The 16,019-nt window shown below is 33.2% G+C and carries 15 protein-coding genes; 8 read left to right on the forward strand and 7 right to left on the reverse strand.

Annotation, left to right across the window (positions count from 1 at the left end):
• The first annotated feature begins 74 nt into the window (after positions 1-74).
• Complete coding sequence (gene queA, locus GM921_RS05895; protein WP_182921668.1) at positions 75-1,124, forward strand: tRNA preQ1(34) S-adenosylmethionine ribosyltransferase-isomerase QueA; 1,050 nt, start codon at positions 75-77, stop codon at positions 1,122-1,124.
• A 73-nt stretch (positions 1,125-1,197) separates the two neighbouring features.
• Entirely contained in the window at positions 1,198-1,863 is a 666-nt protein-coding gene (locus GM921_RS05900) for a 2-C-methyl-D-erythritol 4-phosphate cytidylyltransferase (protein ID WP_182921669.1), read from the forward strand.
• A 60-nt stretch (positions 1,864-1,923) separates the two neighbouring features.
• On the opposite strand, the gene GM921_RS05905 is transcribed toward GM921_RS05900, so the two are convergent.
• The 6 genes from GM921_RS05905 to GM921_RS05930 form a co-directional block, all read right to left on the reverse strand.
• Complete coding sequence (locus tag GM921_RS05905; RefSeq protein ID WP_182921670.1) at positions 1,924-2,076, reverse strand: lmo0937 family membrane protein; 153 nt, start codon at positions 2,074-2,076, stop codon at positions 1,924-1,926.
• 141 nt (positions 2,077-2,217) lie between these two features.
• Positions 2,218-2,439, reverse strand: coding sequence for a DUF2795 domain-containing protein (locus GM921_RS05910; protein WP_008240955.1), 222 nt, complete (start codon positions 2,437-2,439; stop codon positions 2,218-2,220).
• A gap of 85 nt (positions 2,440-2,524) precedes the next feature.
• Entirely contained in the window at positions 2,525-3,073 is a 549-nt protein-coding gene (locus GM921_RS05915) for a cob(I)yrinic acid a,c-diamide adenosyltransferase (protein WP_182921671.1), read from the reverse strand.
• A gap of 54 nt (positions 3,074-3,127) precedes the next feature.
• The gene (locus GM921_RS05920) at positions 3,128-3,886 is read right to left on the reverse strand and encodes an ABC transporter ATP-binding protein (RefSeq protein WP_182921672.1); all 759 of its coding nucleotides are present in this window, start codon (positions 3,884-3,886) and stop codon (positions 3,128-3,130) included.
• Positions 3,887-3,935: 49 nt separating this feature from the next.
• Positions 3,936-4,226, reverse strand: coding sequence for an Asp-tRNA(Asn)/Glu-tRNA(Gln) amidotransferase subunit GatC (gene gatC, locus GM921_RS05925; RefSeq protein WP_182921673.1), 291 nt, complete (start codon positions 4,224-4,226; stop codon positions 3,936-3,938).
• A gap of 5 nt (positions 4,227-4,231) precedes the next feature.
• On the reverse strand, positions 4,232-4,954 hold the full coding sequence (locus tag GM921_RS05930; protein WP_182921674.1) for a lysophospholipid acyltransferase family protein: 723 nt from the start codon (positions 4,952-4,954) through the stop codon (positions 4,232-4,234).
• A 62-nt stretch (positions 4,955-5,016) separates the two neighbouring features.
• Between GM921_RS05930 and trpS the strand changes: the two genes are divergently transcribed.
• The 4 genes from trpS (at position 5,017) to GM921_RS05950 (ending at position 8,227) form a co-directional block, all read left to right on the forward strand.
• Positions 5,017-6,015, forward strand: coding sequence for a tryptophan--tRNA ligase (trpS, locus tag GM921_RS05935; protein ID WP_182921675.1), 999 nt, complete (start codon positions 5,017-5,019; stop codon positions 6,013-6,015).
• A 93-nt stretch (positions 6,016-6,108) separates the two neighbouring features.
• Positions 6,109-6,723 (forward strand): deoxynucleoside kinase, encoded by a 615-nt coding sequence (locus GM921_RS05940; protein ID WP_182921676.1) that lies wholly within the window; start codon positions 6,109-6,111, stop codon positions 6,721-6,723.
• A gap of 207 nt (positions 6,724-6,930) precedes the next feature.
• Entirely contained in the window at positions 6,931-7,659 is a 729-nt protein-coding gene (kdsB, locus tag GM921_RS05945) for a 3-deoxy-manno-octulosonate cytidylyltransferase (protein WP_182921677.1), read from the forward strand.
• A gap of 94 nt (positions 7,660-7,753) precedes the next feature.
• Positions 7,754-8,227, forward strand: coding sequence for a hypothetical protein (locus GM921_RS05950; RefSeq protein WP_182921678.1), 474 nt, complete (start codon positions 7,754-7,756; stop codon positions 8,225-8,227).
• Here the strand turns inward: GM921_RS05950 and GM921_RS05955 are convergent.
• Entirely contained in the window at positions 8,224-11,106 is a 2,883-nt protein-coding gene (locus GM921_RS05955; RefSeq protein ID WP_182921679.1) for a triple tyrosine motif-containing protein, read from the reverse strand. The two genes, GM921_RS05950 and GM921_RS05955, sit on opposite strands and share 4 nt — an antisense overlap.
• Before the next feature lie 276 nt (positions 11,107-11,382).
• Here GM921_RS05955 and GM921_RS05960 point away from each other — a divergent pair, with 276 nt between their 5' ends.
• The gene (locus GM921_RS05960; protein ID WP_182921680.1) at positions 11,383-14,487 is read left to right on the forward strand and encodes a SusC/RagA family TonB-linked outer membrane protein; all 3,105 of its coding nucleotides are present in this window, start codon (positions 11,383-11,385) and stop codon (positions 14,485-14,487) included.
• A 35-nt stretch (positions 14,488-14,522) separates the two neighbouring features.
• Positions 14,523-16,010: a RagB/SusD family nutrient uptake outer membrane protein gene (locus tag GM921_RS05965; RefSeq protein ID WP_182921681.1), complete on the forward strand. Its 1,488-nt coding sequence runs from the start codon at positions 14,523-14,525 to the stop codon at positions 16,008-16,010.
• The last annotated feature ends 9 nt before the right edge of the window (positions 16,011-16,019 follow it).

The following is a 16,019-nucleotide window of genomic DNA, read 5'->3' on the forward strand; positions in this document are numbered from 1 at the left end:
TTCCTAATTATTAATTATAAAAAACAGAATTATAATTAGTAAATTTGCGCCCTAATTTACTACATCAAAAAAACATGAAGTTATCTCAATTTAAGTTTAATTTACCTGAATCGCTCTTAGCGAACAATCCTGCAGAAAATAGAGACGAAGCCCGTTTAATGGTTTTGCACAAAGATAGTGGCAAGATTGAGCATAAAATTTTTAAAGATGTTTTAGGGTATTTTGATGACAAGGATGTAATGATCCTTAACAACACAAAAGTTTTTCCTGCTCGTTTATATGGCAATAAAGAAAAAACTGGTGCAACTATCGAAGTATTTTTATTACGCGAACTAAATAAAGAATTACGTTTATGGGATGTTTTAGTAGACCCAGCTCGTAAAATCCGTGTTGGAAATAAATTATATTTTGGTGATGATGATTTATTAGTTGCCGAAGTTGTTGATAATACTACATCACGTGGCCGTACTATTCGTTTCTTATTTGACGGTACTGACGAAGAATTTAGAAAAAACGTTGAAATTTTAGGTGAAACACCTCTTCCAAAATATATCAAACGTAAAGCTACTGCACAAGATAAAGAGCGTTATCAAACAATTTACGCTAAAAATGAAGGCGCTGTTGCAGCTCCAACTGCTGGTTTACACTTTAGCAGAGAGTTAATGAAACGCTTAGAATTAAAAGGCGTAGAATTTGCAGAAGTTACATTACACGTTGGTTTAGGCACTTTTAGACCTGTTGAGGTTGAAGATTTGACTAAACATAAAATGGATTCGGAGCAGTTTATTATTGAGCAACCAGCGGTTGATACTGTAAATAAAGCCTTAGAAGAAAAAAGAAGAATTTGTGCAGTTGGTACCACATCAATGCGTGCTATCGAATCTGCAGTTTCATCTGGCAGAAAATTAAAACCTGCTAACGATTGGACTAGTAAATTTATCTTCCCTCCTTATGATTTTAGTATTGCAAACTGCATGATTACTAATTTCCATACACCAGAATCAACTTTGTTAATGATGGTAAGTGCTTTTGGAGGTTACGAAAATGTAATGAATGCATACCAAGTAGCGTTAAAAGAGAAGTATCGCTTTTATAGCTATGGCGATGCGATGCTAATTATATAGCTATTAGTCGTTTGTATTTAGTAGCTAGACTGATGCCTAATTACTAAATACAAACATCTTTATACTCGAATTCATGAAGTACTATGCAATAATTGTTGGGGGGGGGTCTGGTAAAAGAATGCAGAACACAATTGCTAAGCAGTTTTTATTGCTAAAAAATAAGCCAGTGCTCATGCATACGCTATCGGCGTTTTACGCTTCTTCTTTCAAACCCGAAATTATTCTCGTTTTACATGCTGATCTTCATCAATATTGGGAAGAGCTTTGCATGAAATATAATTTCGATATCCCGCATGTATTAATTAGAGGAGGTGAACAAAGATTCCACTCTGTGAGAAACGGTTTAATGACGATTAAAGGCGAAGGAATTGTAGCTGTACACGATGCAGTTAGACCTTTGGTTAGCTCGAGACTTATTGCTAAAGCCTATGAAATTGCGGAAGATACAGGAAATGCCGTCTCTTGCATTAAACCAAGTGATTCGGTAAGAAGAGTGAAAGAAAACAGTGAAAGCAAGGTAATTAATAGAGATGAACTGGTTTTAATACAAACCCCTCAAACATTTGAAATAAGTCAGTTAAGAACAGCTTATCAACAGCATTATAAACCTAAATTTACAGATGATGCTAGCGTAGTTGAAAAAGCTGGATTTAAAATTAATTTGATTGAAGGAGAAAGAAATAATCTAAAAATCACTTATCCTGAAGATTTAGAATTAGCTAATTTATTATTGAAATAGAAAGCTTTAACAAAGTAAAACTTTGTTAAAGCTAATTTCTTACTGAGAAGAAATTTATTTTTAGGCTGACCCTCTAATTACTCTTAAAATAACAGCTATAATTGCTATCACTAATAGAATGTGAATAATACCTCCCGTATAAAAATTTCCAAGGAAGCTGATTGCCCAGATGATTACCAAAATTACTGCAATTACATAAAGTAGATTTCCCATAACATTTAATTTTTTAGTTAATTTTTAGGTTTATAATATCTTTTTATTTGATTTCATAAACATTAACAACAGTTGCCCTAAATTGTTCTGGAAAATAAAAAAAGCCTCCGATAATATCGGAGGCTTTTAATCACTTAAGATTTAATATTCATCTTCGTTGAAGAAGAAGTCATCTTTGGTAGGATAATCTGGCCAAATTTCTTCTATCGTTTCGTAGGGCTCACCATCATCTTCTAAGGCTTGTAAATTTTCAATCACCTCAACAGGTGCACCAGAACGAATACCGTAATCTATTAATTCGTCTTTTGTTGCAGGCCATGGAGCGTCTTCCAAGTGCGATGCGAGTTCTAATGTCCAATACATATTCTTAATATTAATTTATTCTTAATTCTGAAAGCGCAAAAGTATGTTAAAAAAAATGAGCAAAACAAATATTTTTTTCCACCATTTAAATTCGTGGTATCCAGATGTTTTCTGCCGTTTTAGTATCTGCGCTCAGTTTACGTGCCAAAACAAACAAATAATCGCTTAATCTGTTTAAATAGATTGTAATATTGTTGTCAACAAAACTTTCTGCTGCCAATTGAACCGTTAATCTTTCGGCTCTACGGCAAACACAACGAGCTAAATGACAATAAGATACAACTGAATTTCCTCCCGGGAGGATAAAATGTTTCAGTTCGGGTAAAACTTCATTCATCGTATCTATTTCTTTTTCTAAAAGTGTGATATCACTTTCAAGTAAATCAGGAATTTTCATTTTTGAGCGTTCAGGGTCTGATGCCAACGAAGAACCAATTGTGAATAACCTATCTTGAATTTCTTTCAGTATTTGTTGGTGATGTGCATCAATATCTTGACACATAACTAAACCGATGTATGAATTTAACTCATCAACTGTACCATAACTTTCAATACGCACATGATATTTCGGCACTCGTGTACCGCCAATTAATGAAGTTTGACCTTTATCGCCAGTCTTGGTGTAAATTTTCATACCCCGAAATTAAATGTTAAAAATTCTAAAGTCCCCTTCGGGAGATTTAAGGGCTTAATTTATTTTCTCAAAATCATCACCCTTTTCTTCTAAATTAGTTAAACGTGGTGAAACTGTTTTGATATCTTCATTCAAGTAATCTTTCTCAATCAAACCATCACGCATACGCACAATTCGGTGTGCATGTTGTGCGATATCTTCCTCGTGTGTAACTAAAATAATGGTATTTCCCTTACTATGAATTTCTTCTAGCAAGCCCATAATTTCTATCGAAGTTTTGGTATCTAAGTTACCTGTTGGCTCATCGGCCAATATAATAGAAGGATTATTAATTAATGCTCTAGCAACGGCTACACGTTGACGTTGACCACCTGAAAGTTCATTTGGTTTGTGCGTTACACGATTACCTAAACCTACGTTTTCTAAAGCTTTTGTAGCACGTTCATCACGCTCTTTTTTACCTGCACCAGCGTAAATTAACGGCAAAGCAACATTATCTAAAGAAGTAGAACGAGGTAATAAGTTAAATGTTTGGAAAACGAAGCCAATTTCTTTGTTACGAACTTCTGCTAACTCATTATCAGTCATGTGACTAACGTTAATTCCGTTTAAAATATAATCGCCTTTACTTGGTGTATCTAAACAACCTAAAATATTCATTAAAGTAGATTTACCAGAACCTGAAGGACCCATTAAAGCTACAAATTCTCCTTTTTCAATGGTTAGCGTTACAGATTTTAACGCGTGAATAACTTCTGAACCGATAACGTATTTACGACCTATATCTTTTATGGTAATGAGTGTGTTCTGCATTGTTTTTTCTTTTTAGACCAGCTTTGCCTAGGCAATGTTACAGTTGAGTTTACTTTTCTATTATTTTGGGTACTAAGAAGAAACTTTCAATATGTTTCGCAGCATTTTTCAATCCGTCTGCAACACTAATTTCTTGCTTTGCAATATCTTCTCGCCAAACGTTAACTTCTTCATTCATATACACTAAAGGTTTTACGCCAGTGGTATCTAACTCGTTAAGCTTTTCCATAAAAGTAAGTATCTTATTCATTTCTACGGTTAATGTATCAACCTCGTTATCTTTTATAGCAATTCTCGCTAAATCAGCAACTTTATGAACGGTTTGTTTATCTATTATCATTTATGTTATAGTTTACTGTTAATCTTTTTAAAAACTTCATCCTTTAAAACATCTGCATTATCTCCTGCCAAAGTTACGGTAGAAATTGGTTCATGAACATAAATATCTACAATTCCTGGTCTTGTACCATATTTTAATCCGTTATCCCACATAAATTGCCAAAGGTTTACTACACTCACTGGAACAATTGGAATATTATAATCAATGGCTAATCTAAAAGGCCCATTCTTAAACTCTTGCAAAACTGGCGGATATACATCATCAATTCTTCCCTCTGGAAAAATAATTAAACTCATTCCATTTTCTAAATTTTCGCCAGCTTTTTTAAATGCTCTAAATGAAGAAATTTTACTCTCACGAGAAACTGCAATATCAATTGTTTTAAAAAAAATGCCTAAAACGGGGTTTTTCTTCAATTCTTCTTTGCCCATAAAATGATATCTGCCTTTGGCAAGCAAGCAAAAAACAATAATATCTAAATTAGAAGAATGGTTGGCGCAATAAATATAGGTTTGGTTTTTATCGAGTTTCTTTTCGAATTGAAAATTGAAAAAAATACCAGTTGTTGCCGTAACTAAAAATGAAAACGACGTTCTGGCTTTGTTTAAAAATGAATAATACTTAGGGTTTCGCGTTCCAAAATAAAAAAACGGCCAAAAAAGGAGAACAAAAAATAAGAAAATTAGTGCAGAATAAAAGAGGTGTATCTTTCTAAGTAGTTTAATCATCGAAATCAAAAATACAAATTATGGCAATCTATTTATAGGTTTTTTCTTAATTTCGGGGCATTATGAAAGAAACGGTTGTAAGCGGAATACGTTCTACAGGAAAATTACACATAGGAAATTATTACGGTGCAGTAAAAAACTTTGTACAAATGCAACATGAGTACAATTGTTACTTTTTTATTGCCGATTTACATTCATTAACTACACACCCTACTCCTGCAGATTTACATGGAAATGTGAAACATGTTTTGGTAGAATATTTGGCTTGTGGTATAGATCCAGAAGAAACAACGATTTATATCCAGTCTGATGTACCAGAAATTGCAGAATTATATTTGTATTTGAATATGAATGCATATATGGGCGAGTTAGAAAGAAGTACTTCTTTTAAAGATAAAGTTCGCGGCAACCCAGATAATGTAAACGCAGGTTTATTGACGTATCCAGTTTTAATGGCTGCAGATATTCTAATACATAAGGCTACAAAAGTTCCGGTAGGTAAAGATCAGGAGCAGCATTTAGAAATGGCTCGTACGTTTGGTAATCGATTTAATAGATTGTATAACCAAGATTATTTCCCTGAACCTTATGCATTTAGCTATTCTAAAAACTTGGTAAAAGTACCTGGTTTAGATGGAAAAGGTAAAATGGGGAAGTCAGAGGGCGAAGGAAATGCAGTTTATTTATCAGATAGTCCTGAAATTATCCGTAAAAAAGTTTCGAGAGCGGTTACAGATAGTGGTCCGACTGCAGAAAATCAAGAAAAACCAGAAGCTATTCAGAATTTATTCGATTTAATGAAAATTGTTTCTTCCGAAGATACTTTAACTCATTTTGAAGATCAATATAATAAAATGGCTATTCGCTACGGCGATTTTAAAAAACAACTAGCTGAAGACATGATTATTACGACTACACCGATGCGTGAGCGTATTAATGAAATTGCTGCGGACACATCTTACCTTCGTCAAGTGGCAAAACATGGTGCTTTAAAAGCAAGAGAAAGCGCACAAAAAACCATCAGAGAAGTTAGAGAATTAATTGGGTTTAAAAGTTTTTAATTGATAGATTTGAGATGTGAGATTTAGATTTGAGAATTATAAAAATCTGAAAACTCAAATCTCATAGCTAAAAATCTCATATCTAAATAAAATATGCACATAGCAATAGTTGGAAATATTGGCGCAGGAAAAACTACTTTAACTAGTTTACTTGCCAAAAGTTACGGATGGGAAGCCTTATACGAAGCGGTAGATAATAACCCTTATTTGGAAGATTTTTACAGCGACATGAAACGTTGGAGTTTTAATTTGCAAATCTATTTTTTAAATAGCCGTTTTCAACAAATTGTAGAGATAGATAGCCATAAACGTAATGTAATTCAAGATCGTACGATATATGAAGATGCTCACATTTTTGCAGAAAATTTGCATGAAATGGGGTTAATGACTTCTCGTGACCACGATAATTATAAAGCTATTTTTGGCAATGTTACTTCGTTTATTAAACCACCAGATTTGTTGGTGTATTTAAAAGCTTCAGTGCCAACTTTGGTAAATAATATTCAACGTCGTGGTAGAGAATATGAAGCTAGTATTCGTATTGATTATTTATCGAAATTAAACGAAAAATACGAAGCGTGGATTAAAGGGTATGATTTAGGTAAATTGTTGATTTTAGACAAGGATAAACTTGATTTCACTAATAACCCAGAAGACTTAGGAACTGTTATTCAATCTATTGAAGCAGAAATAAACGGCTTGTTTTAATTATTAATATGGGAGAAGATTTTCAACATGACAATCCTGAGAATTGGAAATGGGGAATGTTTTATTTTAATAAAAATGACTCCAGACTAGTTGTCAGAAAACTTCATCAAACACTTGGTTGGACATTCAATTTTGCTCATCCAATATCGTATGTAGTTTTAATTTTAATAATTTTAATTCCAGTGCTTTATACAATTTTCATTAAATATGTTTAAAACTCTCGGCATTATTCCTGCTCGTTTTGCCTCTACCCGATTTCCGGGAAAACCATTAGTTGATATTGGTGGCAAAACCATGATACAGCGAGTGTATGAGCAGGCTTTAAAAGCTGACTTAGATAAAGTAGTTGTTGCTACTGATGATGAACGCATTGCAGCAGAAGTAAAAAGATTTGGTGGCGATTTTGTGATGACCAATGCTAACCATCAAAGTGGAACAGACCGTTGTGCAGAAGTTGTGCAACAGCTTCCAGAATTTGATGTAGTTATTAATATTCAAGGTGATGAACCTTTTATAGACCCAACGCAAATTTATTTGGTAAGCTCTTGTTTTAATGATAAAACTGTTGAGCTAGCAACATTGATTAAAGAAATTCACGATGATAATGAGCTTTTCAATCCAAATATTCCAAAAGTTGTAGTTAACGCAAATCAACAAGCTATTTATTTTAGTCGCCACCCTATTCCTTTTATTCGCAGTGCGGAAAAAGAAAATTGGGCAACAACACATCAATTTTATAAACACATTGGTATTTACGGCTACAAAACTTCTACTCTTTTACAGATTACCAAATTAGCTCCATCCTCTTTAGAATTGGCTGAAAGTTTAGAGCAATTGCGTTGGTTAGAAAACGGTTATCAGATTAAAACTAAAATAACCAACATCGAAACTATTGCGATTGATACGCCTGAGGATTTACAAAAAATAAATTTTTAAGATATTTTTCTATCTTCGATAGTAAATCTACCTAACTATGAAAGGCTCTCATTTCTCTCTCTTGTTTCTTGTACTTGTATTTGCAGCATGTCAATTGAAAGACGAAAAAAAAGTAGCTGTTAATATAGAAAAAATAGCATTACAAGCATTTACAGATACTGTTCAACTAGACACTTTTAAAATCGTTTTAAAAGGAACTGAATCTAAAAATATGAGTTTGTTGTTTATAATTACAAGCCATAAAGGTGTACAGATTTATAAAAAAGAAATTAAGGCCGAAGAATTACTTAAAAGTTATTTAGCTAGCGCTGATTTAAAAAAAGAAGACGAAAAAATCAAATTTTTAAATGATGAAGTTAACTTCTTTTTTGAGCAGGAACATTTCTTAATTCCTGCTATAACCGAGCAAGAAAAACCTGATAACAATACACCCGATAAAGCTTTTTACGAAGAATTAAAAGCAAGTAAATTAAATGGATTTGATTATCGTTTAGGGAAAGACACCAAAGTTTACATTGCTTGGTCTGCAAAAGAGCAAAAAGTAAAAATTTATTATAAATGTTGTTAAGTATTTTTAGGCGAAGTATTTAAAAGAAAATCAAAGAGGTTTACTTCTGGTTTCAAATTCAATTTTTTCCTTAATCTATATCTACTTACCTCCACAGCTCTAGGAGTTATATTTAATAATTGAGCAATTTCTTTTGACGATAAATTAAGTTTTAAATAAGCACAAAGTTTTAAATCACTCGGACTAAGATTTGGATATTTTTCCTTTAAATTACTTAAGAAATTAGCGTGGACATGATCAAAATGTATAGAGAATTGCTCCCAATCGTTATCTAATTTTTTAGCCTCGTTTAATAACCTAATTACTTTTTTCAAATCATTAGCTGTGTCTTTACTTGTGGTTTGTTGCACCAATGGCAAAAGCTCGTCTCCTATTTTAGATAGTAATTTACCACGTTGAACTAAGTGCATTGTAGTGGTTGCTAATTCTTTATTCTTAAATTCTACATCTGCTTCTAGCTGTTTCTTTTGCAATTTAGTAATCTGCTGTTCATTTCTTTCTATCTCTAATTGATGTTTTTGCCTTAAATTATCTTGCTGTTTTTTGTGGTCTTTTTCTTGAACTTTAATCAATAAATACAACGTATAAACAAATAATAGAAAGTAAATGACATAGGCAACATTACTCCTATACCAAGCTGGAGCAATAGCAAATTCATAACTTATTGATTTAGATTCATTACCTAAATTATTCCTAGCTTTTACTAAAAAAACATATTTTCCATGAGCTAAATTAGTGTAGTCTTTTTCGCTTTTACTGCTCCAAGCGGACCAATCGTCATCGTATCCTTCTAGTTTATAACTAAATTCTATGTTTTCTTTTTGTTCAAACAAAGTTGATGCATATTCAAAATGAAGGGAATTGTACTCAAATGACAATTTGTGCTTGGCTTTTCTATCTCCTGTAAAATATCCCCCAAAAAATACGCTATCAGTTTTACCTACAATACGAATTTGTCCCAATAACACATTCGGTTTAAAGATATTGGCAGCATATTTTCTATAATCTATATGAATTAATCCTTTGTTTGCGCCTATGAATATGTTTCTATCATTATATGGGTAAATATTCTCAAAGCCTGCAACAATTTTAGACGTAAGCTCCGGAAATTCAACAATAGTAAAGTTGCTATTTCGATTTTTTTTAAAGTCAACTACGCCTACTTTTTTTGTGGTTACAAACCAGATATTTCCATCTGGGTCTTCAGTTAAATATTGAATAGATAGCTTTTTAAAAATTGGTCTGAAAAACTGACTTGGCTTAAATTTTTTATTGACCGAATCATATTCATAAATCCCATCAGCCGTTGCTGCAACTATTCGATTTTTTACCTTAAAAATGTAATTGTACAAGGTTAATGGCAAACCATCTTTTTTTGTAAGCAAAGTTGCTTTAATCATCTTTTGCTTATCAGGTGATAAATCTATCTTAAATATGCCTCGATAAGGATGTGAAGCCCAAATACAATTTAATTTTTCATCTATAGCCATAAACCTTAGTGGTTCATTTAATGCTGCTATTGTACCACTATTACTAAATTCATTATCCTTAAAACTGATGTATTGTAATCCTGTATAAGTTCCTGCGATAACATTATTATTTCCTTTTGCTATTGGCGAAAACAACCAGGTTCCCAATCCCTTATATAATTGTTTAACATTATTACCATCAATTACAGAAGTTCCATCTTCATTTGCCAATAAAAGCTGTTTATTTATTTCCGCCAATCCCCACGTTTGTCCTTTAGTGTTAACCACTTCAGAGAATTGAGATTGAGAATTGCTTAAATCTTCTTGTTTGGTATTTAAAGGCGCAGAAAAAACACCATTTGAAGTTCCTACATAAAGTTTATTATCAAAAATTCTACTTGCATAACTAGAAACTTGCCTTTTCCTATCGGGATAAATGTGTTTTATTGCGCTATTAAAGGCAATAAACGAAATTCCATCATCTAAACCCAGCCATAAATTTTGATGTTGATCTAATAATATATTTCTGATATTACTATTATATAATCCCTCGGTGTAAGAAAATTGCCTCACCAATGTTCCTTTGTGATTAATAATCAGTAATCCTGATGAGGTAGTTCCTAACGCATATAAATCTTTATTAATTTGGATTGCACCATTAATCCTATCATTATAGAAAATCTTGTCCTCAGCTGTTTTCTTATTAATTAACTCTTTACCTTTCAATAAAAAAAGACCATCATTTAATGTGGTAATTAATAACGTATCTCCGTTGTATGGTAAAACGGCGGTAACATTTCCACTTTTGATCCTTTTATCATCACATATAACATCCCATTTATTTTCTTTAAATACTTTTAGTCCAATATTTATTTCTTGAGCAAAAACTTCATTTCCTATTCTTCCCATATAAACCCAAGCAATTGGTGTTGGATAAACATCAACTTTATTACCATTAAAGCGAATTATTTTATTAACTGTCCTGAAATAAATTTCTTTACCATTAAACACAATGTCCCATACATCTGCAAACTGTCTTTCTTTAGTCGGAATAAGGTGCTTTAAAGAATGATAAGTTAAGATGCCGTATTCATTTGGTAAGAAATATCCAATCTCATCCTGGCCACCAATATAAATCTTACCGCTTGTATCTATTTTAACAGATCTAATAATTGTTTTATTGGGTGTGGGATAGATTTTCCAATACGCACCATTGTAGGTCAATAGACCTTCGTTATTTGCGAAATACAAAATTCCATTTCGATCTTGAGCAATTCCCCAGTTTTGAGTTCCGCCTTTATAGTCTAAACTAGTATAACTACTAACCTGAGGCAAGCCAATTGGATCTTGTGCTTTTAAATAAAATTGAGGCAAGATTGCCATCAAAAAGAGCAGAAAAAAATATCTCATCTCAGCAAGGCGTAACAGTAAATATTTGGTTATAATCAATTGCAGGTAATTATTATTCAAGATAGTAAATTTATCAATGTTGTAGTGCAATAATGCGTTTTTCGAATAATTTAGAAGAAAAAAGTTGTGCTTGTATGGGTATTGTAGTGGGTCAATTTTTCATTAATAGGTAACACTCGATATATATTTGTTACACGACATTTGCTAGAACTGGCGGGATTATTCCCAAAGACTGGCTAATAGAACTAACCAAAATATAAACTTAAATTATTTGTTATGAAAGGAAAATCTACGTTCATTCTTTTGATCTTTTCCCTATTTTTTTCGCTGAGCCTCCGAGCACAGGAAATTGATGTATCAGGAAAAGTAACTTCCAAAAGTGATGGATTACCTTTACCCGGGGTATCCGTAAAAATTCAGGGCACAAACACTGGTGTAGCAACAGATCAAAATGGTGTATTTAGAATCAAAGTTCCTAAATCAGGTTCGGTTCTTGAATTTTCTCAAATTGGTATGGCTACGCAAACGTTTGTAGTAAATAACACGCAACCAATTAATATTGTAATGACTGCTTCACAAAGTGAATTAGAAGAAGTTGTTGTTGTAGGTTATGGTACACAAAAGAAAAGTGTAGTAACAGGAGCAATTTCACAAGTAAAAGCTTCTGATTTAGAGAACATGCCCGTAACACGTATTGAACAATCTTTACAAGGTAGAACTGCTGGTTTAACTATTACTACAAGTTCTGGTCAACCAGGCGATGGAGCTACACTACGTATTAGAGGAACTACTTCAATTAACAATAGTGAAGCCTTATATATTGTAGATGGAGTGCAAGTTGGTGGTGGTATTGATTACCTTAATCAAGCCGACATCGAATCTATCGAAGTTTTAAAAGATGCGGCTTCAGCAGCTATTTACGGAGCTAGAGCAGCAAATGGTGTAATCATTGTTACCACAAAAAGAGGTAATAAAAATGGAAAAATGAGTGTTAATTACAATACTTATTTAGGTACACAAGCACCATCAAGAAAATTGGATTTATTAAACGCAACTCAATATGCCACTTTATATAATGAAGCTGAGTTTGCTGCAAATCCATCAGTTGGTACACCTCGTTTCCCTAACCCATCTCAATATGGCGTAGGAACTGATTGGCAATCTGCAGTATTTAATAACAGTGCTAAAATTCAAAATCACGAACTAAGCTTAAGTGGTGGAAATGAAAAATCTACTTATTATAGTTCTTTTGGTTATTTTGATCAAGATGGTATAGTTGCATCTGATAACTCTAAATACAAAAGATTTACTGCTCGTTTTAATTCAGAACATCAATTAGCTAAACACATTAAATTTGGACAAACCATTGGTTATACTCGTACAAACTCAGTTGGAGTTGCGACTAATACAGAATATGGTTCTCCATTAAATAGAGCAATTAATATAGATCCAATTACTCCAATTGTAGAAACAGACCCAGCAAAATACAATTTACCATTATACACTGGTAATCCTGTTGTTAGAAATGCTCAAGGTTTTCCTTATGGAATTTCTAGTTATGCACAATCAGAAATATTAAACCCATTAGCGGCTTTAGCAGTTGCTCAAGGCAGAGGTTGGTCTGATAAGATTGTAGGTAATGCGTTTGTTGAAGTAGAAGTTATTAAGGGTTTAAAATTAAGATCACAAGGTGGTGTTGATTTAGCTTTTTGGGGTAGCGATAGCTTCACTCCTATTTATTACTTAAATTCTATAAATCAAACTACAATTACTTCTTATAATAGAAACACTAATAGAGGTTTATTCTGGTCATTAGAAAATACGATTAGCTATAACAAAGCGATTGAGAGACATAATTTCACTGTTTTATTGGGTTATTCAGCACAAAAAAACAAAGGCGAAACTAATGGAGGTTCTAAAGATGGTATTCCTGTTAATAACATTAAGGATGCTTCCTTACAATTCCCTGTTTCTAGAGCTAATGATGTGTTTTATGGTGGCGAATACTTAAATACTTTGAACTCAATGTTTGCTCGTCTAACTTATAATTATGATGAGAAATATCTATTTACTGGTATTGTTCGTAGAGATGGTTCATCACGTTTTGGCCCAAATAACAAATACGGCTATTTCCCATCAGGTTCTGTGGGATGGATTGCAAGTAATGAAAATTTCTTCCCTAAAAACAAAGTTGTTACTTTCTTGAAATTTAGAGGATCTTATGGTATTACTGGTAATGATAACATTGGAGATTTTAGATATCTATCAACTGTTAGTGGTGGAAGAAACTATACTTTAGGGACTTCAGCTGGTTTAAATAATGGCGTAAGTCCTGATGCTTTGTCTAATCCAGATTTAAGATGGGAAGAAACTTCATCAACAGATATTGGTATGGATGCAACATTATTTGGCAACTTTACGATTACTGCAGATTGGTATCATAAAAAAACATCAGGTATGTTATTGCAAATTGCAGTTCCTGGTTATGTAGGTAACTCAGGTCCTATCGGGAATATTGCAGATTTGTCTAACAAAGGTTTCGAACTAGAATTAGGTTACAACAAAAAACTAGGCGATGTTTCTTTCAGAGTTGCAGCAAATGCTTCATTCTTAACTAATAATATTGATTTCTTAGGTGATGACAAAGATTTTTTAGGTGGACAAACAGTTACACCTCAAGGTTTAGAAGTTACTCGTACCAAAGTTGGTTATGCCATTGGTTCATTTTATGGTTATAGAAGCGATGGATTGTTCCAAACTCAAGCTGATATCACTAATTACAAAAATAGTGCAGGTGGATTAATTCAGCCTAATGCTAGGCCTGGTGATATCAAATTCCGTGATTTAAATGGCGATGGTTTAATTAGCGATAACGACAGAGAAATTATTGGTGATCCAACTCCAGATTTCACCTATGGTTTAACTTTTAACGTTGCTTACAAAGGTTTTGACATGGTTGTTTTAGGACAAGGCGTTGCGGGCAATCAAATTTTCAATGCGTTAAGAAGATTTGATTTACCAACTGCGAATTACACAACCGCTATTTTAAACAGATGGACTGGACCAGGTACGAGCAATACAACACCTAGACTTACATTAGCAGATGATAACAAAAACTACAGTCGTGTTTCTAGTTTATTTATTGAAGATGGTTCATATTTCAGAATTAAAACTTTGCAATTAGGTTACTCATTACCAACTAATTTGATTCGTAAAGCTGGATTAAACAAACTTAGATTTTATGTAATGGCTAATAACTTATTAACCTTAACCAAATACACAGGTTATGACCCAGAAATTGGTGGTGGCAGTTACGGTGTAGATCGTGGATTTTACCCACAAGCTAGAACGTTCTTCGCTGGTTTAAATGTTGGATTTTAATTATATAAAAGATGAACAAAAAATATATAAAATGTATGATCGCAATAGTTGCGGTAATGCAGATTTTCGTATCATGTAAAAAAGATTTTCTGGAGCTAACACCAAAGGGAACTGCTTTAGAAGACAATTTTTATAAAAATGAGACTGAAGTAATGCAGGGAATTATCTCTGTTTACGATGTAACTCAATGGGGAACAACTGGTGGTTATACCATGAAGATGCCATTATTAAGTGCAGCATCAGATGATTGTTGGGCTGGTGGAAGTAACGCTTCAGATCAACCAAATTGGGTAGCTTATGATAATTTCAAAATGGATCCAAGAATTGGCCCACAAAGTGGATTATGGAGTAAAAACTATACTGGGATTAATCGTGCAAACTTAATATTGAGTAAAATTGAAAAAGCAACTACATTAAGTGCTGCTTTTAAAACAAGAGTAACTGCTGAAGCTAAATTCTTAAGGGCATATTTCTATTTCGATTTAGTTCGATTTTTTGGAAGAGTTCCTTTAATCACTTCAGTTTTAGCAACTGACGAGTTGTACAAACAAGTTCAGTCAACTCCTGCTCAAGTTTATGCTCAAATAGAGAAAGATTTAAGGGAAGCTTATCCAGGTTTACCTCCAACAATTTCTGCTACAGAAAAAGGTAGGATTTCAATGGGTGCAGCAAAAGCGCAATTGGCTAAAGTATTATTGTATGAAAATGATAATGCAAAATTAGCTGAAACCATTACTTTATTTGAAGATGTTAACAAAGTCGGAAATGCATATGGTTATGCTTTATTGCCAAATTATGCAGACATTTTTAATCCTGCTAATAAATTCAATTCGGAATCAATTCTAGAAATCCCTCACTCAAATAATGCTGCTTGGTCAGATTGGGGTTGGATTAATGGTGGCGAAGGTAATGTTGGCACTCAGTTTATTGGTATGGATAGTTATAACGGCGATACCTATTCAAGCGGTTGGGGCTTCTGTCCAGTAACCTTAGATTTAGTTAATGCGTTAAAAACTGATCCACGTTTTTCTGCTACAATTATTGATGGTGCTGCACTAAAAGCTGCAGGTGCAACTTACAATGCTCGTTACCAAAACACAGATTATTTCATTAAAAAATATGCTCCATTAAAAGCTTTCCGCTCTGCGAGTGGTGTAGCCGAACAAAATTGGCCTATTGATGAAATTGAAATCAGATTAGCCGATACTTATTTAATGCAAGCTGAGGCCTTGGTTAAAGCAGGTTCAAACCCAGCAAGAGCTAAAGAATTATTAGATGCAGTTAGAGCTAGAGTTGGTCTAGCATCTGTTCCAGCTACGCTAGATAATATCTATAACGAACGTAGATTAGAATTAGCTACTGAAGGACATCGTTTCTTTGATTTAGTGCGTACGGGTAAGGCGGTTACTGTTTTAGGCCCAGTAGGTTTTAAAGCTAATCAAAGCGAATATTTACCAATTCCTCAAACAGAAATTGATGTTACTAAAGGTGGTATTAAACAAAATCCAGGTTATATTAATTAATCATTAGAA

The organism is Pedobacter planticolens (assembly GCF_014172375.1).
GTDB lineage: Bacteria > Bacteroidota > Bacteroidia > Sphingobacteriales > Sphingobacteriaceae > Pedobacter > Pedobacter planticolens.

Excerpts from the sequence above, each read along its gene's own strand:
- GM921_RS05940 (WP_182921676.1), top strand. The coding sequence starts at position 6,109 with ATGCACATAGCAATAGTTGGAAATATTGGCGCAGGAAAAACTACTTTA.
- queA (WP_182921668.1), top strand. The coding sequence starts at position 75 with ATGAAGTTATCTCAATTTAAGTTTAATTTACCTGAATCGCTCTTAGCG.
- GM921_RS05915 (WP_182921671.1), bottom strand. The coding sequence starts at position 3,073 with ATGAAAATTTACACCAAGACTGGCGATAAAGGTCAAACTTCATTAATT.
- GM921_RS05920 (WP_182921672.1), bottom strand. The coding sequence starts at position 3,886 with ATGCAGAACACACTCATTACCATAAAAGATATAGGTCGTAAATACGTT.
- GM921_RS05955 (WP_182921679.1), bottom strand. The coding sequence starts at position 11,106 with ATGAGATATTTTTTTCTGCTCTTTTTGATGGCAATCTTGCCTCAATTT.
- kdsB (WP_182921677.1), top strand. The coding sequence starts at position 6,931 with ATGTTTAAAACTCTCGGCATTATTCCTGCTCGTTTTGCCTCTACCCGA.
- gatC (WP_182921673.1), bottom strand. The coding sequence starts at position 4,226 with ATGATAATAGATAAACAAACCGTTCATAAAGTTGCTGATTTAGCGAGA.
- GM921_RS05910 (WP_008240955.1), bottom strand. The coding sequence starts at position 2,439 with ATGTATTGGACATTAGAACTCGCATCGCACTTGGAAGACGCTCCATGG.
- GM921_RS05900 (WP_182921669.1), top strand. The coding sequence starts at position 1,198 with ATGAAGTACTATGCAATAATTGTTGGGGGGGGGTCTGGTAAAAGAATG.
- GM921_RS05965 (WP_182921681.1), top strand. The coding sequence starts at position 14,523 with ATGATCGCAATAGTTGCGGTAATGCAGATTTTCGTATCATGTAAAAAA.
- GM921_RS05930 (WP_182921674.1), bottom strand. The coding sequence starts at position 4,954 with ATGATTAAACTACTTAGAAAGATACACCTCTTTTATTCTGCACTAATT.
- GM921_RS05960 (WP_182921680.1), top strand. The coding sequence starts at position 11,383 with ATGAAAGGAAAATCTACGTTCATTCTTTTGATCTTTTCCCTATTTTTT.
- GM921_RS05905 (WP_182921670.1), bottom strand. The coding sequence starts at position 2,076 with ATGGGAAATCTACTTTATGTAATTGCAGTAATTTTGGTAATCATCTGG.
- trpS (WP_182921675.1), top strand. The coding sequence starts at position 5,017 with ATGAAAGAAACGGTTGTAAGCGGAATACGTTCTACAGGAAAATTACAC.